The 24044-nt window shown below is 53.3% G+C and carries 16 protein-coding genes; 5 read left to right on the forward strand and 11 right to left on the reverse strand.

Going from position 1 to position 24044, the window contains the following annotated elements:
* Positions 1 to 36: 36 nt before the first annotated feature.
* The 6 genes from HAPAU_RS16915 to HAPAU_RS16945 all read right to left on the reverse strand — a co-directional run bounded on the left by HAPAU_RS16915 (position 37) and on the right by HAPAU_RS16945 (position 6036).
* Entirely contained in the window at positions 37 to 687 is a 651-nt protein-coding gene (locus tag HAPAU_RS16915) for a helix-turn-helix domain-containing protein (protein WP_066385110.1), read from the reverse strand.
* Positions 688 to 705: 18 nt separating this feature from the next.
* Positions 706 to 900 (reverse strand): hypothetical protein, encoded by a 195-nt coding sequence (locus HAPAU_RS16920; RefSeq protein WP_066385112.1) that lies wholly within the window; start codon positions 898 to 900, stop codon positions 706 to 708.
* Between the two features lie 1888 nt (positions 901 to 2788).
* Entirely contained in the window at positions 2789 to 3427 is a 639-nt protein-coding gene (locus HAPAU_RS16930; RefSeq protein WP_066385115.1) for a DUF7344 domain-containing protein, read from the reverse strand.
* A 412-nt stretch (positions 3428 to 3839) separates the two neighbouring features.
* Entirely contained in the window at positions 3840 to 4001 is a 162-nt protein-coding gene (locus HAPAU_RS22055; protein WP_211263614.1) for a hypothetical protein, read from the reverse strand.
* Between the two features lie 162 nt (positions 4002 to 4163).
* Positions 4164 to 5468 (reverse strand): polysaccharide deacetylase family protein, encoded by a 1305-nt coding sequence (locus HAPAU_RS20330; protein WP_084383851.1) that lies wholly within the window; start codon positions 5466 to 5468, stop codon positions 4164 to 4166.
* Positions 5469 to 5583: 115 nt separating this feature from the next.
* Complete coding sequence (locus tag HAPAU_RS16945) at positions 5584 to 6036, reverse strand: DoxX family protein (protein ID WP_066385122.1); 453 nt, start codon at positions 6034 to 6036, stop codon at positions 5584 to 5586.
* Between the two features lie 586 nt (positions 6037 to 6622).
* On the opposite strand from HAPAU_RS16945, the gene HAPAU_RS16950 reads away from it, so the two are divergent.
* Both HAPAU_RS16950 and HAPAU_RS16955 read left to right on the forward strand, forming a co-directional pair.
* Positions 6623 to 10780 carry a multicopper oxidase domain-containing protein gene (locus HAPAU_RS16950; RefSeq protein ID WP_066385124.1) on the forward strand — a complete coding sequence of 1386 codons (4158 nt, stop codon included), beginning with the start codon at positions 6623 to 6625 and terminating at the stop codon, positions 10778 to 10780.
* An 11-nt stretch (positions 10781 to 10791) separates the two neighbouring features.
* Positions 10792 to 11112, forward strand: coding sequence for a helix-turn-helix transcriptional regulator (locus HAPAU_RS16955; protein WP_066385126.1), 321 nt, complete (start codon positions 10792 to 10794; stop codon positions 11110 to 11112).
* 707 nt (positions 11113 to 11819) lie between these two features.
* Here the strand turns inward: HAPAU_RS16955 and HAPAU_RS16960 are convergent.
* Both HAPAU_RS16960 and HAPAU_RS16965 read right to left on the reverse strand, forming a co-directional pair.
* Positions 11820 to 12212 (reverse strand): PIN domain-containing protein, encoded by a 393-nt coding sequence (locus tag HAPAU_RS16960; protein WP_066385127.1) that lies wholly within the window; start codon positions 12210 to 12212, stop codon positions 11820 to 11822.
* A complete protein-coding gene (locus tag HAPAU_RS16965) occupies positions 12209 to 12457 on the reverse strand; it encodes an antitoxin VapB family protein (protein ID WP_066385129.1) in 249 nt (82 codons plus the stop codon). The genes HAPAU_RS16960 and HAPAU_RS16965 overlap by 4 nt, the downstream gene beginning before the upstream one ends.
* A gap of 193 nt (positions 12458 to 12650) precedes the next feature.
* Between HAPAU_RS16965 and HAPAU_RS22825 the strand changes: the two genes are divergently transcribed.
* Positions 12651 to 12776: a hypothetical protein gene (locus tag HAPAU_RS22825; RefSeq protein WP_281177899.1), complete on the forward strand. Its 126-nt coding sequence runs from the start codon at positions 12651 to 12653 to the stop codon at positions 12774 to 12776.
* Positions 12777 to 13612: 836 nt separating this feature from the next.
* On the forward strand, positions 13613 to 13927 hold the full coding sequence (locus tag HAPAU_RS21210; protein ID WP_157078528.1) for a DUF7344 domain-containing protein: 315 nt from the start codon (positions 13613 to 13615) through the stop codon (positions 13925 to 13927).
* A 945-nt stretch (positions 13928 to 14872) separates the two neighbouring features.
* On the opposite strand, the gene HAPAU_RS16975 is transcribed toward HAPAU_RS21210, so the two are convergent.
* Positions 14873 to 17248, reverse strand: coding sequence for an amino acid permease (locus HAPAU_RS16975; RefSeq protein ID WP_066385230.1), 2376 nt, complete (start codon positions 17246 to 17248; stop codon positions 14873 to 14875).
* A 904-nt stretch (positions 17249 to 18152) separates the two neighbouring features.
* Between HAPAU_RS16975 and HAPAU_RS16980 the strand changes: the two genes are divergently transcribed.
* A complete protein-coding gene (locus HAPAU_RS16980; RefSeq protein ID WP_211263615.1) occupies positions 18153 to 20486 on the forward strand; it encodes a cation:proton antiporter domain-containing protein in 2334 nt (777 codons plus the stop codon).
* Between the two features lie 271 nt (positions 20487 to 20757).
* Here HAPAU_RS16980 and HAPAU_RS16985 read toward each other — a convergent pair whose 3' ends face one another.
* Both HAPAU_RS16985 and tatC read right to left on the reverse strand, forming a co-directional pair.
* The gene (locus HAPAU_RS16985) at positions 20758 to 21384 is read right to left on the reverse strand and encodes a DedA family protein (protein WP_066385131.1); all 627 of its coding nucleotides are present in this window, start codon (positions 21382 to 21384) and stop codon (positions 20758 to 20760) included.
* 437 nt (positions 21385 to 21821) lie between these two features.
* The gene (gene tatC / locus HAPAU_RS16990; RefSeq protein ID WP_066385132.1) at positions 21822 to 24032 is read right to left on the reverse strand and encodes a twin-arginine translocase subunit TatC; all 2211 of its coding nucleotides are present in this window, start codon (positions 24030 to 24032) and stop codon (positions 21822 to 21824) included.
* Positions 24033 to 24044: the final 12 nt, after the last annotated feature.

The raw sequence follows: 24044 nt of genomic DNA on the forward strand, positions 1-24044 counted from the left end.
TCGGTACCCGACCTCACTGATAGTGCACCTGCTCGCTCAGTCGTCCTCTGGTGAGACGAGAATGTGAGACAGGATATTCGTGGTCCCACGTCGGATCCGCTCGGTCACCGCCTGATCCGACACCCCCAGTTGCGTCCCTAACTCCTTGGAGGTTATCTCACGCGGAACCGTAAAGTAGCCCTCCTCAAGCGCGACAAGGAGTGTATCGTACTGAATATCCGTCAACCCATAGCGAGTCGGTGATTCAGCGCTGCTGGGCCGATAGGTACGATTGAGTGATAGCGGGAGGCCTGCCTCTTTACAATGAGCGTGAAACTCTGAAAGCGCCTCATGGCTCGGAAACCGAAGTTCGAACGTCCACGTGCTGCCTATCCCAACCGCATCGAGGAGATCCGCCCGCTGGGATTGGATCTCAGTGAAGATACTATCGGGCTCTTCGGCCCACTCGATGCGATACAACGCCCGATCCTCGAAGACGTCCAGTTGGGTGATCGACTCGATCAATCGATGCTCACGAAGGCGCTGTTCGACTGGTTCGGGCTCGTCCGTATGGATCCAGATCAGGGGCACCGTTCGCTCCCCAGCCGGAATCACCCGTTCGAGTTGGATCGGCACATCCGGCAGCTCCGCGAGCAACTCACTGAGCACGAAATCACCCTCGACCTGGATTTCAGCAATCACACTCATATGTTACCTACCCCGTCATCAGCGTCCCGCGTCTTTTTTCGCGAGTTCGAGAATCATGATCTCCCAGTCGGAATCGTCGGTTGTGGTCCGACACTCCCATCTTCCTTCGATGTCACCCTCGTTTTCGTGGGCTGGCTGCACGAGTTTCTGCAGTACAGTAGTGAACGCTTCCTCTGTGGTGACCGTTTCAGCTACTGTTTCAAAATCGTCCATGATGCGGTCTGGTATGGTCTGGATGGGCTGTTTGAGTGCCAGGCTGATCGATCTCTGTCCGTGTCGCGGGCGGGTATCCCTCGATACCAGTGTGACCTTCTCATCTGGTCCGTATACCCCCTCCGAGCCCGATTCGTATATGACTATGGTCTAATACCTTACATTAACTTGGTATACCAACGTATTGGCGATAGAATGTATAGGTGGTTGGTATACTCTGTGAATTCCTTTTAGGCGTCCTCGATCTACGCTTCCCAACAACGCTAAATGACACCCAGCGGGACCGGTTCGTTTTATGCAAATAACAATTACTATAAAAATACACTTGTTTCTATCTGTTTCACATCTATATTAGTGATCCACACATATCACCCATACACTTCAAAGAGTATAGTCGCTCCAGAGATTGTTATGTATGAATACTATAACTATATAACGTGCTAATGATCTTATTGGAATGAGCACCCACGAAGATCGGAAAGAGACCGTCTCTCCTACTCGCTCGACATCTACTGTCGAATCGAGGATGCCAAATCCCACACGCTGGCACGAAACAGCACACTTGCAGGATGGCACACCGATTAGTCGTCTCGGTGCATACTGGTATATTCTTAACGATGATGGAGATGTGATTAGTGATGGCTATCACGAGATCTATCTCAACGAAACTGAGGATTATGAGGGTAAGCGGAGTACACGACGTGAACAGATTACGCTCTATACCAAATCCGAAACAGCCTAATCAACTCTCAGTGGAAAAGACAGTTCTTGATGAATCTCCGTAGCACTATCGGTTAATTCGGTAGTTCCGTGTTTGATAGCTGGATGAAACGAGCAGCAATCGAGTGAGCACGGACAATCGATCCAAACACGAAGAGTACCAGTACGAACCATTGCTCACATCGAGACCGGCGTACTTCCTTCACTGTCGAGTGAGTCGGAGGAGCTCCCATTGAGATGGACTGAAACTGCATCTATGACCGTCGCTCAGAAGTCATAGATAAGTAGCTCCGTCAAATTAGTTGAGGCTTAAAGATACGCCAGACGTGTCTAGAGACCGCTGCGATACGGGAGATGTCAATACTCGTGGACAGCAACATCATCAAAACGATTGAAGTGATCGGCTAACAGATCGTACGCGCGTTTACTGAGTGCGATCGTTCTTGTGTCGATTGATGCAATAATTATAGCTACCTATGCTACGGCTATAAGTATTTGTGCCAACGATTTGCGGCTACGTCCCTGAGATTATTATCCCAACGGCAGTCGAGATTCCACGTCGTTTACGATGTGGAGGATGTCAACGCTCAGTCTTGAGTTGGCCTCTTATATCCGCAGCTGGCAACTCTCCTCGTGAAAGTCTCTCACACAGCGTTTCTCGATCATAGAAGCGAAAATCATACCGTTCGAACCACTCTTCACCAACGTCGATTGGCTCTGAGTCCCAATAGTGTGCTTGCCAGAGGATCAGTTCGACCCCCCGACCCGATTGGTGAATGAGGCATTGAATATCGATTCCAGCATACCCATTCTGAAGGGCTTTTTGGACTGTCTCTACCAATTGCTTGCGATACGATTGGTGGAGAAGACAACTAATCGCTTCATCACTATCCATGGCTTGGTGAGAGGCTGATGGATTCAGTCGTGACCACTCTCGTTCCTGTGAGATGAACGCTATTTCACTAGTACCATAGCGTCCCTACCACGTAGTTATTCTCTGAATACAGTGTATGCGAGGACTAGATCAGTAAAATTCCAGGGAATTTTGAACAGTATTCCGACAGCGATGACGGAAAACCGTCTTGCAACCAGAGGACAGAGGCTATCAGCTCGAAATTCCATGATGAGAGTCCCATGTCTGTAGGTGCAGGAGGAAGTCAATGGATAGTTAGGTAGACTGAGCAGCAATCGAGTGGGCACAGACAATCGATCCAAACACAAACAGAACCAGTATGAACCACGCCACATCAGGCACAGCAGCGAACGGAAAGGCAGTAAACTGGGCAAGCCCCAGAGCGCTGATGGTTACAAACCCACCACTCAGATAGAGCCGATCCCAGAGCAACGTCCCCGCGTGCGAGTGGTGGAGATACTCCTGCACATACTGATAGTCTGGCCCGAGTTCGATCGTGCCCCTCGGTTGATTGTAGTCGATGATATTTGCGTCATCGAGTTTCGGGAGGTGCGTCTGATAGAGCGAGACGTACGCGCGCTTTCGGTCTCTGTGGGTCACATAGGCGTCCTCATCCTCCAGCTCCCACTCTGCGAGCGCGTCTGCAAGATCACTCAGTCTCACGACTCCCGAGTGTGTCTCAAGATACTGCAACACATACCGACGTCGGCGATTGCGAAGGAGGTCGAACAGCAGGTCTTTTGACGGCTCTTGGTCGGACGGTGGTGAGGAGAATTGTTCTTGGAGTAGCTCGTAGCCAGGCAAATGGCTGATGCCCTCAGTCATCATATCCTCTGGGTCGGTCGATTCAGTCGATTCCCGGTCGGTCTCCGGTTCAGGTATCTCGTAGCTCATGGTGTATCGGCCTCAGGGGACTATTTTCCCTTACAACTCGTTGTCACATGCGACGTAGATAAAGATTGATTGTCAGGTTCGCTTGTTGCATATCTAACCAGTATTTCTCACTGAATGACACGCCGGAAGGACAACTCTTTTTCGTATTTTCGGATGGATTTCGAAATGCTTCTCTGAACACAGCGCTCTCGTCAACTACCCCGGCGTGTACGCCGGGGCTTGTCGGTGAACTCCCGTTCAAGCCGAAACATCGGCGGACGTAAACTCGTCGCTTACGTTCACCGTTCCCGACTTTAGGGCGAGTTGACGGTTCGCCCGTCCATGCGGAGACTTCTGCCCCGCACGGACATGCTTTATTCCGATATTCTTCGCCGTCGCAACGTCGCAATACGACGTTGCTGCCCGTCGGATATCATCCGACGACCGCGTTGTAGTCCGCCTGAACCTCGTAGTCACACTTCCGGCAACAGAATCGCTCCTGTTTGGGTCGGTTCCCCCGCTCGGTGGTTTCGCGGAGGTCGTCGCGCCGCTCTTGTAGAACGGCTAACTTGACAACGACGGTACGCCGTATCACAATCCCATATGTGCAGCAGTGTATTATAAACGTCTGAGAGTTGGCCGGCTGTATACGGTGGTTGCGTAGAGGGACTTACGCGATTCCCGCCCTTCGGCCTCAGGGCGGGATTCCCTCGCTGTTTAAAGATGGGCCACAGTCGCGTCATCGCGTCAGATCAATTCATGCGTACCACGGCATGACCTCTGGCACAGGAGGCGCTATCTCATCCAATTCCGAGAGGGTGAGTACGTCGAGTTCTCCTGCATCACGACGATCCGCAATATAGCTCATGATCGCATCGAACTCATCAACCGGCGTTTCCCCAGGAATGGCGTGCCAGAATAATCCGCCGAATCCACCCCACTCAATAAGGAGGTCAACGTACTCAGTCGCCGCTTCGAACGTCCGTTCCGATGATCGACCAAGAGCGGGGAAATTGCGTGGGAGCCCGTATCCCGGCTCGCCCCCAATCATCGCGAGCGAATGGTGCTTTCCGATGAGATCGTAACTCGACTGATCATGCTCACCAAATGGATACGCGAAATACTCCGCTCCCCGTTCGAATCCGTGCTCGATAAGCCATTCTTTTGACTCCCGGATTTGGGTTTCCTGTTCGTCGACGTCGAGTTCAGTAAGGTGATCATGATAGAGCAGATGGCTACTGATCTCCCAGCCAGCTGCCTGCAGTTCTTCGAGTTGTTCGAGGGTGAGCCGATCATCTCCCGTATCAACGTTTGTGGGATTGATGAACGTGTTCGACGGAATGTCGTACTTGCGTTGGATCGGAAGTCCCTCGGTATATTGGGAGACGAACCCATCGTCCCACTGGATCATGAGCTTCGGCGTCTCGGGTAACTCGACGACATCGAGCGAGTCAAGCCACAGTGAGCCGCTTGTGTCTTCCCCGAAGCGCGACTGTATCTGAATCCGGCGTATCGATGAAAGATCCGGCATCGCCGCTGGTTCCCATTCACGGACGCCGAGATCGACCGGCATGAACGTTGTATCATCGCCTGTTTTATGTATTCGTGAGCGAAATCTGAGCTGGCGTTCTTGGTGGTCTTCAACGACGATATCGACTGACTCGCCTTGTGTGTCGGATAGATGCAATTGACAGACGAGGTTGAGGCGGTGATTACTCAGATCGAGATCAAGGCCTGCACGCTCGACTCGTGCCCACGGCTTAGTCACACTGACGTCAATTCGGGCGGCGTGCTCACCCGTTATTCGCTCGGTTTGATCAGCTGTGAGTTCGCCGCCGCTCGATTCCCATGCAGTCAGATCATGAAAGTCGAAGAGTGGATCATATGATTCTGGATCCGGTTTTTCATGGGTGTCTTCTGTTTGATCGTCTGCCTCGTTGTCATCCTGAGTTGATTCGGATTGGTCTGGATCCGTGTCCTCGAGTTGATCTAATTGCCCGAGACAGCCTGCAACGCTGGTTACCCCGACTGTTGCGAGTAAGGCTCGTCGATTAAGTGTCATTGTGAATACGCTACAATAACTTAGTCTGAGGTATTGTTATCAGCTACTTACTGAAAACAACCATTCAAACATACGCTATCAATCAATGCTTACTATTAACGTGAGTGAAGACGAATTATGCCTTAATATTGCCGTCTGTTGCCGATTCCTCGGCCGGTGTAAGCATGAGTTTTCGCCTGAAGATCGCGTATTCAAGGGCGTAGCGTCCTGGCCCACTTAGAACGAGCGCAGTCGTAACCAAGAAGAGAGTCAGAGTGAACTCGATCCCGTTGGTACCGGCTGCGAACCCGTTTGGAAGGTGGACAATCCAGGTCGCCACTGCCATATCGATGGCGAGCAGAATCGCTGCGTACCGGGTGAACAGACCGACAAGCAGTAGGAATCCACCGACAAGCTCAACGAGCCAAACTACCCATGCAAAGAGCGTTGGGAATGGGACGCCAAGACTGACGAGGAAACCGGCGAATCCGTCAATACCGGCTGCTTTGGGACCGATATTGAGGACCTTTCCGCCACGGTGACGAGAAACACAATTCCAAGAGAGACTCTCACCAGTAAGGCGCTCCAGTTATACATGCTACGCTCAGTCAACGAAATGCCACTAATCATCATATACAAGACTTCCCAGACAATAAACGTCTACGGTCTGCTATTATTACAAGGATTTTAATCATAAACGCTCCGTTTTCTTGACAGTACTGAAAAATTATTCTCAGCGGTCCGTTCCAATGAGTATGTATCGGCTGATGTATCATGAAGAATAATGGTTAAAAATTCTGTTCTAATCCGCTCTCCACGAATTGGCTCAAGAAATTAGCCGGCAAATGACACCGAATTATTTCCCAGTAGCCGATACTTATTCGAGAAATTCCTGCAGTAGAGTCCCTCTACAAACAGTCTCTGTTTGCGGACATATCGGTGGCGGGCAAATCACTACTAATTCTAAATCTGCTCTAAGCCGCTATTGAGACGTGATCTGAGCGGTATAGGGAGCATATACCAGTCGTTTCAATCGATACTTATCGTTGATGTTATCGGACCAGCAGTGCTCATCGGATCAGTTGCTCATTACGATTGACTAACTTGTCCCTTAGACGACGTATTGTCCGGATAACAGTATTCCAACTGCCACATGGGACTGATTGTCTCGTAACATGAACGAGCAAACGTCACCTGGACACACCCAGGAACGAACGGACGAAGCACAGTCACTCGATCAACCGGCCACCACTCGACGCGAGTTCATGATCGGTGCGGGGGCCGCCGCCACCACGCTCAGTAGTGCCGCCAAGAACGTGGACCTCGACGAGATGGTTCCGGAGACGCCCGATGAGGGCGGGAAAGTCCGCCACTTCGACGTGCACGCGATCAACGTTGACATCGTTTACAACGCGTTCGGCCAGCACCAGCCCAACGGCGTGATGTACGTCCTCGAAGAGAACCTGAAGGCCGCCCGACGGGCCTCGGGCTGTGCGCCCGGCGGCGACGTCGATACGTCGGTGCTTGAACCGCTCGTGATCCGCGCCAACGAGGGCGACATCGTCGAGATTGACTTCCACAACCATCTCGATTGCCGCGCCTCGATGCACCAGTACGGCCTCCCCTACGAGGTCAACGAAAGCGACGGCCTTGCGGTCGGTTACAACGAGGACACCACGGTCGCGCCGGACGATTCGATCACCTACCGCTGGTACGCGAACCACCAAGGAACGCGTTTCTTCGGCGACGGCGCCAGCCCCGCAATGTTGAGCGATCCCGAAGAAGAATTCGACGACAACAACCTCCAGTCGCGTGGCCTCTTCGGCGCGCTCGCCGTCGAGTCGCCTGAGGCCACGTGGACCGACCCGAAGACCGGCAAGAAACTCGAAAGTGGGGTCAAAGCCGACATCCATGAACCCGACGGGGTGAGCCACCGCGAGTTCGTTGTCTGCTATCACGACGCGATCGACATCGTCAATGCCGATGGCAGCGAGCCCGTCTGGCCCGGCACTGACAACCCACAGAGCATCCACGCGATCAACTACCGCGCGGCCACGACGAGCGCACGACTTCAGGACGAAGAAGAGGAGACGTTCTACAGTTCGTGGGTCCACGGCGACCCCGGCGGCGGCGACCTCGTCTTCCCCTGCTATACGGGCGACCCCGTGAAGATGTCCATCGTCGGCGCCCAACACGAAGAGAACCACGTTCACCACCTCCATGGTCACCGCTGGAAGAGCATCCCCGGCGAAACGGAATCTGACACCATCGATTCCCAGACGATCGGCCCGACCGCGAGCTTCGAGGCTCGCCTGACCATCGCCCACGGACCGGGTTCAATCTCGCCAGATATCGAGGCTGAGGAGGCCTTCGAGACTGGTGCGGGCAACGGCGAAAATACGGGCGATTACCTGTTCCACTGCCACATGTTCCCCCACTACGGTGAGGGAATGAACGGGATGATGCGCGTGCTCGATAAGGAGCACAAAGAGCTCCAGCTGCTGGAGAACAGCGACCCGCCGCTTGACGCGGACTCCGAGATCGAGGGCTTCCCCGAGTTCATTCCCAACGAGGACGGCGAACTCCCGCCCAAGCCGCCGGGATCGCAAAGGAACGGTCGTGAGGCGGAAGGGGCCGAAGCCGAGGCGCTTGGCGACGTCGTCCCCGGCGCGCCGTATCAGGACCCGTGCGATCCCGAGGGGTTCGACCCCGAGGTGCTCGGTGAAACACGCGAATATACGATCGTCGCGCTGCCGGCGGATGTTGTGTATAATGACGCCGGCGATCACGACCCCGAGGGGAAGGTCTACGTCCTCGAGGACGACGCCGAGGCGGTCCGTTCGGGGAAGATGAACCCCGAGCCGCTCGTAATTCGCGCGAACGTCGGCGATTGTGTCGAGGTCACGTTCAAAAACGAACTCGAACTCGGCAAATCGGTTCACCCCCACTTCGTCAATTTCGACCCACTGGGGTCGGACTCGGCGAACGTCGGCTACAACTACGATCAAGGGACCGACTCGAACGAGACGATGCACTACCGGTGGTTCGCAAACGAGGAGGGCACGATCTTCTTCCACGACCACATCACCGGGATCCCGGAGTCCCAAAACGGCATCTTCGGGGCGATCATTGTCGAACCCGAGGATTCGACGTGGCACGATCCTCACACGGGTGAGGAGATCGAGAGCGGAACCCAGGCGATGATTAATCCCAAGGACGGGGACGCCTTCCGCGAGTTCGCGCTGCTGTACCACGACTTCGCCCCGCTCAAGAACTGTGATGGTGAGTTCATCAACCAGCAGATGGAGCACAACCAGAACGCGGGCTCGGGCGCGATCAACTATCGGACCGCGCCGTACTTCCGGCGCACCGGCGACGATCCCGCATACGTCCACAGTTCGCGGCTCCATGGCGACCCACCGACACCCACTCTCGAGACGTACGCGGGCGATCCCGTCCGCATCCGGTTGTTGCAGGGTCCCTACGAGGAACAGCACAACTTCGGAATCCACGGCATTCGTGGTCAGGCCGACGAGCTCCGGCGTGAGGCAACGACCTCGCAGATCATCGGGCCATCGGAAGCGTTCTCTTTCGATCTGCTCGCGGAGGATACGGCGGCCGACCGGCTGCACGACCTGCCGAACCCGGACGGCCTGCCGATCTGGGACCACGTCTACGGCTCGGATATAGTCCAGGACCTCTGGGAGGGGATGTGGGGGATCTTCCGGCTGTTCGACGCCGAAGTCGAGCACCTTCAGACGCTTCCCGGCAGCGATGCACCCGACGCGAGCATCAGCAACGAGGAGCTCCGGGAGATGGGCCACCCGGCACCGTTCAGCGACTTCGATTGGACGGAGTTCGGTCACAAGGCGAAGCTACTGTACGCCAAGAACGACGACCGGGAGTTCCCACCCGATAAAGACGCCCGCCAGAACGACAGCATCGGCGAGCGCCCACCGGTAGCACCCGAGCCTGGTGAACCCTGTCCGGCGGGAGCTCCGGACCGGACGTACAACATCACCGCGATCCAGACGGAGATCGAGTACAACGACTACGGCGATCACGATCCCTACGGCATCGTCTATGTACTCGACAACGAGGTCGAAGCAATTCGTTCGGGGGAGAAGAACCCCGAGCCGCTGACGATCCGGGCCAATATCGGTGACTGCGTCGAGATCAACCTCACAAACGCGCTAGGCGATCTGGACGACGATCACGCTCACCCGACGTTCGATATCGAGCCGGACGCCGACTGGGATCGCTCACAGCGCATCTCGTTAACGACCCAGAACCTGCTGTTCGACGACCAGGGCTCGTCAGGCATGGCCGTCGGATTCAACTTCGATTCGACGGTGGCGCCGGGCGAGACGATGACCTATCGGTGGTTCGCGGATCCTGCACCCGTCGTCGAACCTGGAGAGGAACCTGAGGGGGCCCGCTCGCTCGGAACGAGCGTCGTCTCGGACTTCGCGGACGTGCGCAGCAACCGCCACCACGGCGCGTTCGGCAACATGATCGTTGAACCCGAAGGCTCGGAATGGCTTGATCCCGAGACGGGCAAGCCAGTTCTGAATAGCACCCAAGCGATGATTACGAACCATGAGGAGGAGGACTTCCGCGAGTTCGCCTTGATGTTTACCGACGGGATGTACATCGTCAACGACGACGGAAGCTGTCCGATTCCGCGAGTAGGATTGGCCGACGAAGAGGACGTTGATGTCGAAGAATTAGCGGACGAACCATGTAATCAGATCCTCGAACAAGAGGACCAGGGCTTCCAGGGAATCAACTACCGCTCGGAGCCGTTTGCACGGCGGTTCGAAAACGACGAGCGCCAGTACAAGGTCTACAGCTCGGAGGTCCACGGCGATCCCAACACGCCGCTCCTGCGCGCGTACACGGAGGATCCCGTGACGCTGCGCGTGAGTCAGCCGGCTGATCGAGCCAACGGGATCACGTTCCATTGTGCCGGTCACCAGTGGCGCCGGAACAACGTCTCAGAAGCACGGCTGGTTGGCACGCAGGACGATCTCTCGACAGGCGCAGCTCGCGAACTGGTGCTAGACGGTGGTGCCGGGGGCGTGCTTGGCGACACGGGCGACTACGTCTACCAGGAGCGCAAGACCAAGTTCTACCTCGAAGGTGGACTCTGGGGGCTTATGCGCGTCCAGGATGCGAAAAAGAAGTTCGATCAATCAGTGTTGCCACTCCCTGATCGAGCAGCGGAGTTCGAAGATGACTCAGAATCACGTGACTCGCTCGGGTTCGGATCGGATTCCGACTCGGAGCAGCTCACGGTGGTTGATTCACTCGGACATTCGAAGGGAGACTGAGGTGAGTATCCATGTATGATTTGACCGGTTTCCAGCGCGACCTCCTGTACGTCGTTGCTGGCAAGAACGATCCCAACGGGCTCGCAGTCAAAGCCGAGCTCGAGGAGTACTACGAAGGGGAAGTCGCTCACAGTCGCCTGTACCAGAACTTTGATCGTCTTATTGAGAAAGGACTGATGGAGAAGGGGAACATCGATCGGCGGGCGAACTACTACGTGCTGACTGATCGCGGGCGTCGGGAGATCGACGCGCGTCGCGAGTGGGAAAGCCAGTACGTTGCCGTCCCCGTTGTCGACCAGCCCACGAGTGCGACTGTGACCGCAGACGAGTAGAGACGCCTGATTGAAGGCATCTTCCGATCTTTTCTTCCGGGTTTGACACGGTGGATGACCGTGGATGAGTACCGTGTGCAACAGCCGGTTTTGTAGACAATTGGTGGTACACAAGGAAGTACCGCGGACACAGGTATCTGTTCTCAGAATGTAAGCCCTGTGGATGGGCTTCAGTCGTCGTTGTGTTTGTTGTCGTCGTCCTCGACCTCGCCGTTGTGGAGGTCGTCGTCGGGACGCGAGATGTGGAACGCGTCCTCGTTCTCCTCAAGCGGGACGACCGCCGCGATGTCCCATCCTTCCCGTCATCGTTCCGTGGTTCGGGGATGACTTTGCGCACAGGCAAGAATCAAACAATCCAAGGGTACAATAGCGTCTCTCGCTGCAATCGAGTAGCATCCATCATATCCGAAGCGTCAGGGATCACAATCTGCACGTCGGCAGTGATCTCATCTTGGATTGCTTCGGCGCGTGGCAGCTCAAGACGCTATTTCTTTGTTAACACGGAGCGCAGCTCTATGGGGTTCATTGTTAACGTGAGAAACTCGTAATGAAGCTGTTTGTATCGAGAAAGAGCCTCATGGCTGTTCGCGAAGCTCGCGAATCTTCGACACTGAATCGATATCTTGTCCTAAAGAGATTGATCGAGGGTTAAGGAGGTATCAGATGCCTCATATGCGGTCGGTTCACGCTCCTGGAGTGAGTAAGAGTCAGTATTCTTCGACAGCGATGACCTTGGCCATCGCGGGGTGGGTAAGGTCACTATCAGCGCTGACGACTGGTGCGTCAAGCTCGCGCCCAACCGCTGCAATCAACGCGTCCATTCCTGCAAGATACGGTCCTTCTGGTCCGACTTCATCAGCGATCGCTGCCGCGGTCACTGCCGTCTGCTTATCCACGCTGTATACTTCTCCCCACGACAAGGAATCACGCACTTCATCAATATTGCTGTCTTTGGGGCCGTTTCCGACTCCGACAAGCGCTTCGGCGTATGCAGGGACTGGATGGATGAACACCTCGTCGCTATGCTTTTGAAGGTACTCACGGGTGGCTTCGACGCCACTGAGATAGTCGATCAGAAACGTCGCGTCCAGAACCTTCATTCGATGTCTATGCGGCGCATGCGTTCTTTCGATTTCTTTCTACTCTGATCAACGTTCTCACGGACCCGGTCAGCTTCCTCGTCGGATAGTATCCCAAAGCCAGCGAACAGGTCGCGATCAGTTGAAGGGCGAGTAGCAAACGTTCGTTCGAGGACGTCGTTGTAACTCTCCCCCTCCCGTCGACGGCGCTCGATCTCACGTTTCACCGCTTCACTGACCCGAATTTGTTTGTCGGCAACGCCCATCTTTCGTTGACATTGTACGTTGACGCACCTGAATCTTTCGCCCGTTTTGGGTGACACTCGGCGCTGTTGATATAGATCCCATGGAGTGGTTTGTTCCCGGATTAGCCTCACGCACCTGCACAGCATCTCGAAAATTCCCTGCCATGGGGCTTCTTTCGAGAATGGCCTACTCCTCGAGCATCTTGATCCGGCCGTGGATCCAGCCGATTCCCTGCCGACAGATCACGGCCTCGCCCGGGTCGAAGTTCCGGAGGTCGCCCTTCGAGAAGCAATATTCCTCCCACTACTCGCGATCGGACGGTGGACGACCATCACCTGATGAGTGAGTGTGCTCCTCGAAGACTGTCCCGATTCAGTCCTGCGAATGAGCGAGTTCAAATACCATGATCTCCAGATCAGGGGCATCCTCGTACCGACAGACCCACGTTGGACCTAGGGGAACGCCATTCCGGGCGGCTGATTGAAAGAGCCGACATAGTTCACGGTCTACTTCTTCCGTGCTCTGCACGTCATAGGGAGTCTCGATACAAAGACTACACTCTATTACCCGAAAAAGTACAAGCCTGGTATGCCATCTCTTGGTGGAGATCAAACCATCCATACTTATTTCGACACTTTCCGAGACGCGGGCATACCAAGGGACGAGATTATACCTGTATATATCCTTACAAAAAGCAAGGATTGGACCCCCTTGCAGCTATGAGCGTCTGAGTTCAGCGGGGACTCAACACATGGTTGTCAGAGGCTATGGATCCTAGGAGAATGGGCCTCAGGGTGATGTCAGAGGCGTCCTGAGTCCCCTTTCCTTGTAGTGCGTTATGCCGAGAGAGGCGTCCGTTAGCACCAAGATATACTGATTCTACACATTGCCGTCCCGTTGTCGACCAGCCCACGAGTGGGGCTGTGACCGCAGACGAGTAGGCTATTAGTGAGGTTACCTGCGGGATCAAGACAGGTCGTGACCCCCCTCTATTGATTCCAGCATTGTCTGTCAGGCATAATTACCATGCAGGTGTGACAGTATATTCTGTACCTGCGCTACAGCAATGGGGCTCGATTGCCCATGCGGTCATTTGCCCGATGCGCATGCCTCTGACACAATGAACTTGAACAACCGCTCACCATTCGATCGTCGACACACAAAGCGAGGTATAGATGAGTAGCAACATCGACGCAGTTGTGCCCTGCGATACCGATGTCTTTGGCGGGACAACCGCTCATACGGCTGTCTTCAAGACACTCGCATCGCGATCATGCCGCTATGTCATCTACTATTTCTTAGCGACATCTGCCTCCAGTAGCTCAGTTGAGGACGTAGCTGCAGGGATTCAAACACTAGCAAGCCAGGAGAGTAAGCAATCAGCAGTAGTTGAGAGTAACCAGCTCAAATCGCTCTTGATAGAGGAGTCGCTTCCCCGACTTGAGGGGCTTGATGTCATCGAATACGATTCCCGAAGTGGGAGTGTTTGATATTATCAGCAGCCCTTCGTCGAGGAGTACACCGAACATGTGGCCTATCAAGAGTTATCGTCGGATTTCGTTCAGGAGTCACTGTAGCAGCGTCCACAGTACTTCTGAGTGAACTCTGGATGACTGCTAGTGGCTCCAGGTATCGCTGGTGGGAAACGGATCAGTTATCGTATAGCAAGAGACGGAGCCTTGTGCAACAAACGGAGTGCACAAAGGACAGTGTTGAACAAGGTACCAGAGTGAAGATCGTGGTCAAGACGACCGATCTAATCACACCGTGTGTGATATGCTTCTGAAGACAGAGTCGGCGAAACCGTTTCTACCCTTTACACTACTACTAAACAAAGGTACGGTTGTTCAAAGTTGTAACTAGGAAAGGAGGGCTTTCCCGGGTCGTCGACTGTGCTCCCTCTTCTTGGACTGTTGTTAGGACATCCCGCTCTCTGCGGGAGGTTGTTCGATACCTCGGTCTCAATGATCGAGATACCGGTCGGCTGCCTCCTCGTTGATGACAACGAGCTTCTTGCCACGACGTTTCGTCTGCTCGACCTCGTCTTTCCCTAACTTCTCAAGAAAATCCATGACACGGGCCACAGTTTGCGTATGTGGCCTCGATCCTTCGGCGACGGTGATCACCTTCGCGAATGTCTGGCTATTGAGCACGAGGCCAACAGGCGCTTTCTCAGCATACTCCGAACATCGCGAGCGATGAAGCGAGCACGTTTCTGGTTGGTCGTGAGCTCGCGATCAACGACGGTTCGAAGAAACGAACGCCCTCGATCCCTCGTGGCTACCGTTCCAGCGACGAGATCTCGATCCGAGTTCTGTCGTTCAGACTCAGAGCACGGTCGATGAATCCCCCGTGACCATGCCGGAGACGTTTGGAGAACAACTGATGGGAGATCCCGGGTGGTTCGCGAGAAGGTTGATGAAGTAGCAATCGAATCAAAGCTCACGGTTTTCCTCGGTCAGTTCTTCCTGCTCATCTCTCCGTTTGCGAAGCCACTGAATAAGTGGTGATTGGAGTGGTTGATAGTATTTCCCAAGTAAGACTTCACCGGAAAACTGTTCACCAACGTCTTCTGCAATATGACCGATCTCCGATCGTTGTAGAATTCTTCCTCGTGTAATTCCCATCATGATCGTATCATACTCGCCCGCTTCGGCAAATTGAATAATAGCTTCCGAAACGTTCGTCGCCGAAATCGAAGCAATGGAAGCATTAACCCCACTTCCCTGTAACGCTGTTTGTCGATCTAGAAGAAGCGACTCAACAGCATCGGTATCATTCTCATCGACGTACAGAAGGGTAAGCGATACTCGCTCATCATCCGTAAAGGCCGTGGCGATATTCTCAATGAACGCTGCATGCGGACCTCCAACAGTTGGTAACAGAATATTTCTGGGGGTGTTCGGGCCTTCCGTTTTCGCGATGACCAGGTCACAGGGGGTATTCTCGACGATATAGTCGATAGTCGTTCCTAATATCGGGGGTTTGGTTGGCTTAGAGCGCCCCCGCCATCCGAGTATAACCAGTTCACTATCTCGTTCTTGAGCGAGATTTACGATACTGCGTCCAACATTCCGACCAATCGTTACCACTCGATGCGCTGGTATGTCCTCGGGAACATATCGCATCGCCTCCGCTAGTAGCTCTCGTTGATTCGTGATATAATTCGCTCCCTCTTCAAGTGGTGTCTGGACGGGGACCGTTACCACAGTCGTGAGCAATACTTCTCCATTATGGTGGCGAGCGATTCTGCTCCCAAAGGTCACCAGCCGCTTTGCCGTTTCCGGGTTTGAAATAGCCACCACGACCTGATACGGTCGTTCAACTAGTGCGCGTTCCTCTGAGATTGCCCTCGTCTCGCGGGCAATCTCTGTCTCTCGGATCCGACCACGGGAGTAAACGAAGAATAGACCCACCCCAGCGAGAATCCATCCAATGGCGATATACCACGCAAGCGGACTGTAGTTGAAGAAATACATCGCGAGAAGAAGTTTCGTTATGATACCGAGGATAGGAATATATGGGAACAACGGTGCGATATACCCGTATGTGAGTTCATCCCCTCGTTCTCGCCGAATTTTGATCATTGAGTAATTCACTTGTAAAAACAATAAGAGGAACATAAGATCGGCCGCTGCTGCAACCTGTGCGAGCGGCAACAAAACGGCCATTACAGCGATAAGCCCACCACTGAGTAGTATCGAAATATGGGGAGTACGGTACTTGGCGTGGATGTAGCTGAACGAGTCAGGGAATACCCGATCTTGTCCCATTGCGTAACCCACACGAGAACTGGAAAACGTGGTCGCATTCAGCGCAGCTAATGCAGACAGAATTCCAGTGACAAGGATCAGCAAAGTGCCGTACGGAAGTAGCTGTCCAGCCGCTTGCGCAAGCCCAAACTCTCCAAGATGCCCTAATACTTGCCAGACGGCTGGATCAGCCGGTAGTTCGGGAACCGTACTACCGCCAATGCTATCGGTTTGCTGTGCGGTCTCTACGAGGCCAGGTGTCAGTTGAACGGCCCCAATAAGGACGATACCGACAAGGATGTAGATCGTGACGACGATCAGCATTGAGTAGAAGATCGCTTTGGGAATGTTCTCTCGCGGATTGACTACTTCTCGACCGGATTGAACGATGATTTCGTACCCTTCGAAGGCGATGAACGTGAGCCCCATCGCGAGAAAGACGCCCCCAACTCCCTGTGGCAAAAACGGATCGAAATCGACAGTCGGATTCGGTTGTCGAATCAACACCATGAGACCGACTATAATGAACACAAGGACGATCGACAGCTGGAAAAACGTGACGAGGTTCTCAACCCGGCTGGCCTCTTTTGCTCCTCGATAATTGACATACGTAAAAACAATGACTGCGAGTAGCGCGAACAATTTCTGAAGTGTTACAGGAGCAAGCCCTGGATCGAATCCAAAGTATCCCGTGATGATCAGTGTGACAAACGAACCGAAGCTGAGGATATAGAGTGAGCCAGCGACTGCATGGGCAAACCAGCTTATCCAGCCTGAAAGAAACGCATGAGGACGACCGAGTGCTTCACGAACCCATAGATAGCCACCGCCGGGTTCTGGAATAGCACTTCCCAGTTCAGCGTAAACCATCGCGGTGAAGATGGTGATAATTCCATTCAGTGCAAACGCTAAAATGATTGCTGGGCCAGCTTCACCAGCAGCAAGCCCGGTCAGAACGAAGATACTGCCACCGATCATCGCACCAATGCCAAGGACGATGATATCGAGTAGGGACAGTTCCCGAGCGAACTCGGCATCCATGTCGTCAATCGATGCCATTGCCCTCATCGTCGTCTATAGTCATCTTTCAATAGACTAACACACCCTGTCAGTACTACAATCTTGTTACTAGACCAACAACCTTGCATCGTCAGTAGGGAGCAAATCGTATGAGAAGGGACTGCATAGAATAGAAGAAGATGGTATCAAGCGTTGTTATCGGAGGAATCCTTACCATTCTTGCGTGGTTAATGTTACTTATTACAGCCATACATGGGAGACACACTATTCAGAAACTCGCAGCAACTACCGATAACGAGGACAGAGAGTGAACTATCCCACCCTACCGCGCTCGGGCCTACCCAGCCCTCACTTATCGAGGGCGATGCTTCCTGTTTCTGTGTCGGAACTTATAGGAACGTCCCCTCAGGGGTTCCAGACTCTGTAGGCGATTTGCCTTTACAGGCGGTTCAGAGTGACCCATCCCTACCGAATCATCGCTCGACGACAACTGCCGTTACACGCTTTTTGGTTTCTAACCAGGTTACTGTTACAACAGGAAAGAGGTTGCTCGGAACAGTGACTAGGCAAAGGAGAGCGTGTATAGGGTGGTTGGTTCGAGTTGTGCTCCTTGTCGTTATCCCTTTAGTCTCGCTACACTTTCTGCGGGGCAAACATTTCTGAGTCAGATTCCGTTAGGAGATCACCACTATCTCAGTATCGCCTATTCCGCTTGATTCACTATCTCTGCCTCTGTCAACCGCGTCAAATCGAATGAAGATCATCTGTGACTTTTTATACCCTCGCACCTTAGATTACTAACACTTATCTCGGGTTAGACTATGTGGAGCATCGATACCCCCTTCATTGGAAGAGGAAGGGCTAGACGTGGCAAACCAACGAGATGGCGATCAATTGAGCGACGGGAATTGATCTCCATTGAAAGTATGGGATGGTCATAGTGATGGTTCTCGAGCCGATCGGCCATCATGAACTCTTCATCGTTATTGCCCAACTTGCAGTGTTGCTGTTCGTCGCACGCGTTCTTGGCGAATTATTCAACTCAATAGGACAGCCCACTGTCGTCGGAGAATTGCTTGCTGGTGTTGTCCTCGGACCATCTATCCTCGGACTGGTCGCTCCAGGTATCTATGAACCCTTGTTTGCAATTCCCGAGAGTGAATTCCACCTACTTGAGATCATATCCTGGATTGGACTGATTATGCTATTGATCGTCACAGGGCTTGAAACAGACATTGATCTCATCATCAGTAAGGGTCGGACGGCAGTTATTCTCTCACTGGGTGGCATTCTCGTGCCGTTCGTAACTGGCTTCGCGTTAGGATGGTTCCTCCCAGGGAACTTTATTGGTGCGAATGATCAACAGCTGGTGTTTAGCCTGTTTATTGCGACGGCGATGAGTATCTCAGCGATTCCCGTCATTGCGAAAGTGCTCATCGAACTCGATATTATCCGCCGAGATATTGGACAGCTTATTCTCGCAGCAGGCATGGTTGATGATACAATCGGTTGGATCCTCCTTGCGACTGTCGCTGGATTAGCCCGGAGTGGTGTGGTGGATGTGGGTTCAGCCCTGACAACCATTCTGTCGGTGATTGTTTTCCTCGGACTATCGTTTACTGTTGGTCGGAAATTGGTTCAAAAAATCTTTCGCTGGGTCGATAACGTTGTTACAGGCGAAACGGCGATGTTGTCGACGCTTATGATCCTCGCACTTACGGCGGGCGCAATCACTCAATACATGGGTCTCGAGGCAATTTTAGGAGCATTCGTTGTCGGGATCTTAGTCAGTCAAGTCAACCGTTTTGATTACCATCTTAAGCACACATTCGAACTGATGACTCTCGGAATCTTCGCGCCGATCTTTTTCGCTATCGCTGGGCTTCGAATGAACGTTGCGGCGTTGTTTGACCCGACTGTATTCTTGGTCGGCCTCGTTGTCCTCAGTGTCGCCTGCTTCGGTAAATTTGCCGGCACGATGAGTGTCGCTCGAACAGCTGGTCTCTCGAAATGGGAAGGGATCACGATTGGCGGTGGAATGAATGCCCGTGGTGCAATGGAAATCATCGTTGCGACAATCGGGCTTGGCCTTGGCATTCTAACGACCGATATGTACAGTATCATCGTCATGGTCGCTATCACTACTTCACTCATGGCGCCACCCATCATGCGCTGGTCGATTCCGAAAATCGAGATGAGCGAGGAGGAACGTGAACGTCTAAAACGAGAAGAGCGGCTCCGAGAAAGCTTTATCGCTGGTATCACGCGAATTCTATTGCCAACTCGTGGTGGAGCCGCCACTCAGTATGCAGCGCGCTTGCTTGGGCCAGTAATTCGCGATCGGGATATTGAATTGACGACAATGTATGTTACAACCGAAGACGACGAAACCAACAATCGACTCCGTAGGCTTTCGAACTCGTTCACCCGTTTGTTCAGATCCAGAGAGCGAACCAAGCTATCCAGGGAACCACTTCGGGAAGCCACTGAACTGGATAGTAAACGGACAAGTGGCGAAATAACGCTCGGGAAGGGGGGAAAGTCTCTTGAACAAGTTGTTGAGAACGACGATTCCGAAGATATCTTTGAACCCATCATACGTCAGTTGGGTGAACAAGGCCACTCATCTCGATCTCTCATACGTAAGTGTCGTGGAACTATAGCCGACACGATCATTACCGAAGCGATCAACTACGATTTACTCGTTCTTGGGGAGACCGGCCGTAGGACCGATCCCAATGAACCCCTCTTCAGTGAGAATGTCGATCAAATCCTCCAAGAGACCTCATGCCCAACAATGGTTGTCAGTACGCCGTATTCGGGTGAGTATGCTCTTGAGCAAATAGACGAGCAATTACGCCGGATTCTGCTACCAACGGTAGGGACCGAGTATAATCGCCGTGCTGCCGAGATTGCTTTTGCAATTGCGACACAGGAAAACGCTATTGTCGAGATCGTCCACATTGTCGATGAACCGCACCCTGACGATCGTTTCGCTGGTCAACCTGATCTCTCAAAGATGATCGGTATCGGTGAGGAAATCGTCGATCGGGAGGCGACGATTGGTCGCGAGATGGGCGCTAAGGTGCTCACGACTGTCGCAGTACGGTCCCGACCTGAGATAGCGATTATCGATATTGCTGAAACGAATGATGCGGATCTAGTTGTTATTGGAACAGAGACCCGCTCGATTAGTCAGCGAGCATTCTACGGTCCGCGTGTTGAATATCTTCTCCAGAACGTAACCTGTCCCATCGTAATCGTCAATTCGACCTGATGTACCGCTCTTCTACCACAGTATCGCATATTCTCAGTCGGCCCGATACCAAGGACAGATCTGCCCGAACATTGCCGAGTCAACTAGAGGCTCTTTAGGCACTTTTGTACTGCACTATGCACTGTCGAGTATACTTCACGGAATGGAGTGACTCGAGAGAAAGGTCAGTGATCTCATCTGCAGTTGATGGCTGATGGAAATGAATTTCTCTCTTATTTGAAATAAATCGGGGCTGTGTTGAATCTACAGTATTCATTAGCCGCATTTTTAATCACGTTCTGAATTTCTGACGATGGACCCAGCGTCTGACGAGCACTCCGAGTCCAAGAAGCGTACATATCACGACTGTAGCGATGGCTGGTCTAGTGGTGGCAAAAGTAACCATCGCTGCGAAGAGTGCTTGGTGGTGGCCATAGTAGATGAGACCGCCGGTGGCCGCGTAGAATCCAATAGTTCCGATTGCTGTATAGATGCCGAATCGCATCGAGTTCATGTTAGCGAAACCAGCCGGAATGGATATGACAGACCGAAGCACGGGAAGGAATCGTCCCCAAAGCACCGACGATTGTCCCCATCTCCGGAACCATTTCTCTCCTCGGTTGAGCTGCTCGTCTGAAATGGTGATATGGTTTTCGAGCCAGTTGAACTCACCGATACGAGTGCCACGACACACGTAGAACGGTACAAACGCTCCGAGTGTCCCGCCGACAGTCGCTGCTAGCACGAACACGAGAAATGATGTGAAGTCGCTGATGAGCAGTGCGGCAGCTGTCGGAACAACGACTTCGCTCGGGAAGAATGGGAAGAGCATCGACGTCTCAAGGAACGTGAAACAAAACAGGGCAAGTGGACCGTATAACAACACGAAATGGAGTACGACCTCTGCTACGTCCACCATAGACAGAGTAGGTGCCAACGCCTTAACTCACCTTCTCCGGAGGACGGCAGCGATAGATTCGCCTATTGACTCTTGCACACAGGCATTACCAATAGTTGGACGGGTCGTAAATTGCGTTGGTGCCAGCACGCACTGTCTGTAGCGCTAGGCGGCCTTGCCCGTTCATCTGTGAAGGATTTCAACAGAGCCGATTGACTGCGAGTCATTCCGTCACGAGGACGTAGAGCTCTCGAAGTTCCACGCCGGGGAGTACGCGCTCCGATGAATCCCGCGGACGACGACTGAGAGGAAGTAGTGGCACTGTTGAAATCCATTGACATCCTCGCCCGCCCTAAAGGACGTGGATTCCCCGTGCTGTGGATTCTATAGGAAACACAGCGAGAGTGCCTCGGGCTTAGCCCCGCGGCAGTTCACGCCCTTTATGACGTGCGGGGATGTCAATGACTTATTCTGTTACCGAAATCAAGACGCCCGCCAACAGTAACGACCCACAGGCCTGCGAGACCGATTCCATACGCGAGCATAATCGGGACCGCAACCAAAATCATCGTCAGCGTACCCGTAGGCGTAATAATACCAACGATTACGAGTACCGCGATCGTTACCTCACGCCAGCGATGTCTCATTGTGTTGTAGGAAGCAATCTTGCCGCGAAAGAGCATCCACATCGTGACCGGAACACAGGCGAGCAGACCGACGCCGACGGTCGTATAGATGATCAGCCACGAGAAGCTGCTGATCCGATAGGAGATGCGCATCCCGCCCTGGACTGCGTCGTAGACGAGAAGACCGATCAGGCCGGGAGCAATGTAGTAGTACCCGAGGAGGGTGCCGATCCCAAGCGCGAGCGCGATAGCGAGCGTCCACTCGTAGACCACGGATTGCTGGCCGTCGGTTAGCCCGCGGTCTTTCATTGCCGGCCACGCGTAGTAGAGTACCATTGGGAGGACGGCAAGCGCACCCGCGAGCGTGCTTACCTTGATGATGAACATCAATGTTTCAACGGGATGGAGATCAATGATCCGAATGTCATCAATGCTGACGACCGCACTTGGCATCCGCGAGACGAAGTCCTGTGTAATGATGCGGACTCCGCCCATGTAGAAAAACGTGAACACCCCCATGAGGACGACACCGAAAACGAGGAAGATCCACAGCAGTCGCGAGCGGAGGCTGTCAACGATATACTTGATGTCGTAGATATATCCTCCAATGTCGTCCTCGTCCTTCTCTTCGGAGAAGGACGCAAACATGCCGGAGGCTGACCCAGTTAGAATACCACCGATATCTTCCGTATTGCTTTGGTCCGTATCAGCTGTCGCTGTCTCGACATCGTTACTGCGACTTGACTCATTGGCGTTGTCTCTATCAATCGCATCAAACCGATCAAGAACAGACTGGGCCGTTTCGTAGTCCTCGGAATCTATCGCCTTACGGGCAATCGAGAGCACTGCCACTTCCGAGAGTGTCTCAAACGATGCATCGGGCGCAGCACGAATTCCGGCGGCATCAAGCGTCGTGAGATCAAGTGCCGTGGGGTCACCCATCCGACCCGTCTGTAACGGTATGTCTTCGACAGAGACGATCACCAGATAGATCGCCAGAATGAGAAAGGAGATGAGAAACAAGAGTACCGGAATACCAAATTCGGGGGCAACTTCTCGGAAGATTTCCGATGATCCGTGAACCGGGAGTGTTTCAGGCAGAACAATAGTACGGAACGTGAGCAGCGTTTTCTCGATGTTCTCGCCAAGGCTGGTAGCAAGCACAGCGTACGCTCCAGCGGCAAGCAACAATGGGATTCCAAGCAGGCGACTGAGGTTCTTTCGGAACGTCTCTGCGACGTTCGGCTGACCGCCACGCTTGAGCGCAACGATGAATCGCGTGATCCCGAGACTAACGGCGTAGAGAACGGTCAGTGGCAGCGCCCACATTAACTGGGAGATTGGATCAGGCGGCGAAAATATCGCGCCGAAAACAAACATTCCAAGGACAGCGTGCCGCCACTTGTCCCGAAACGTCTCATAGGGAACGATCTCAGTATATGCGAGTACAATCATCACTAACGGGAGCTGTGCAGCAAGCCCAAAAGAGAGAGTAAGCAAGACAAGAAATTCCGCCCACATAACGATCGACCAGGTCGGATCGATCCCAACATTGTAAGAGAATTCGGCGAGGAAGCCGAGGATAAGAGGAAAGAAGAAACCATAGGCGTATGCAACCCCGCCGAGGAACAGCAAGATTGACACGAGACTTATTCCAACGAATTTCCAGTACGAGATCGAAGTACGCGGCCAGTACCCTTGTGCCCGAAGCTCGTGCCGGGAGAGATACACAAGCGGTGGGACCGCAATGAGAACCCCGCCGATGATTCCGATTTTCGCCTGGAGCAAAATCACCTCGAAGGGTGTCGTAACGATGATCTCATGTTGGCCTGCAACTTGTGCGGACATCTTTGACTCAGTGATAGCCCGGAGCCAGTCCCAGACAAATGCTCGAAGCGCATAGAATATGCCGAGGAACCCGATTGTGAAGACGATGAAAACCTTCTGGAGGTGAGTCTGAATCGTAGAAAGTATCGCGCCGACCGTCCGTCGACTAGTATCGAAACTTCGGGCAGTACTTTCATCGAAGATCGGCCTCGCCATTTACACTAGTAG

The organism is Halalkalicoccus paucihalophilus, assembly GCF_001593955.1.
Lineage (GTDB): Archaea > Halobacteriota > Halobacteria > Halobacteriales > Halalkalicoccaceae > Halalkalicoccus > Halalkalicoccus paucihalophilus.

Bases quoted from the DNA above. Each gene is read 5' to 3' on its own strand.
- HAPAU_RS16915 (WP_066385110.1), bottom strand. From the start codon at position 687: ATGAGTGTGATTGCTGAAATCCAGGTCGAGGGTGATTTCGTGCTCAGT.
- HAPAU_RS16920 (WP_066385112.1), bottom strand. From the start codon at position 900: ATGGACGATTTTGAAACAGTAGCTGAAACGGTCACCACAGAGGAAGCG.
- HAPAU_RS16930 (WP_066385115.1), bottom strand. From the start codon at position 3,427: ATGAGCTACGAGATACCTGAACCGGAGACCGACCGGGAATCGACTGAA.
- HAPAU_RS20330 (WP_084383851.1), bottom strand. From the start codon at position 5,468: ATGACACTTAATCGACGAGCCTTACTCGCAACAGTCGGGGTAACCAGC.
- HAPAU_RS16950 (WP_066385124.1), top strand. From the start codon at position 6,623: ATGAACGAGCAAACGTCACCTGGACACACCCAGGAACGAACGGACGAA.
- HAPAU_RS16955 (WP_066385126.1), top strand. From the start codon at position 10,792: ATGTATGATTTGACCGGTTTCCAGCGCGACCTCCTGTACGTCGTTGCT.
- HAPAU_RS16960 (WP_066385127.1), bottom strand. From the start codon at position 12,212: ATGAAGGTTCTGGACGCGACGTTTCTGATCGACTATCTCAGTGGCGTC.
- HAPAU_RS16965 (WP_066385129.1), bottom strand. From the start codon at position 12,457: ATGGGCGTTGCCGACAAACAAATTCGGGTCAGTGAAGCGGTGAAACGT.
- HAPAU_RS21210 (WP_157078528.1), top strand. From the start codon at position 13,613: ATGAGTAGCAACATCGACGCAGTTGTGCCCTGCGATACCGATGTCTTT.
- HAPAU_RS16975 (WP_066385230.1), bottom strand. From the start codon at position 17,248: ATGGCATCGATTGACGACATGGATGCCGAGTTCGCTCGGGAACTGTCC.
- HAPAU_RS16980 (WP_211263615.1), top strand. From the start codon at position 18,153: ATGGTTCTCGAGCCGATCGGCCATCATGAACTCTTCATCGTTATTGCC.
- HAPAU_RS16985 (WP_066385131.1), bottom strand. From the start codon at position 21,384: ATGGTGGACGTAGCAGAGGTCGTACTCCATTTCGTGTTGTTATACGGT.
- tatC (WP_066385132.1), bottom strand. From the start codon at position 24,032: ATGGCGAGGCCGATCTTCGATGAAAGTACTGCCCGAAGTTTCGATACT.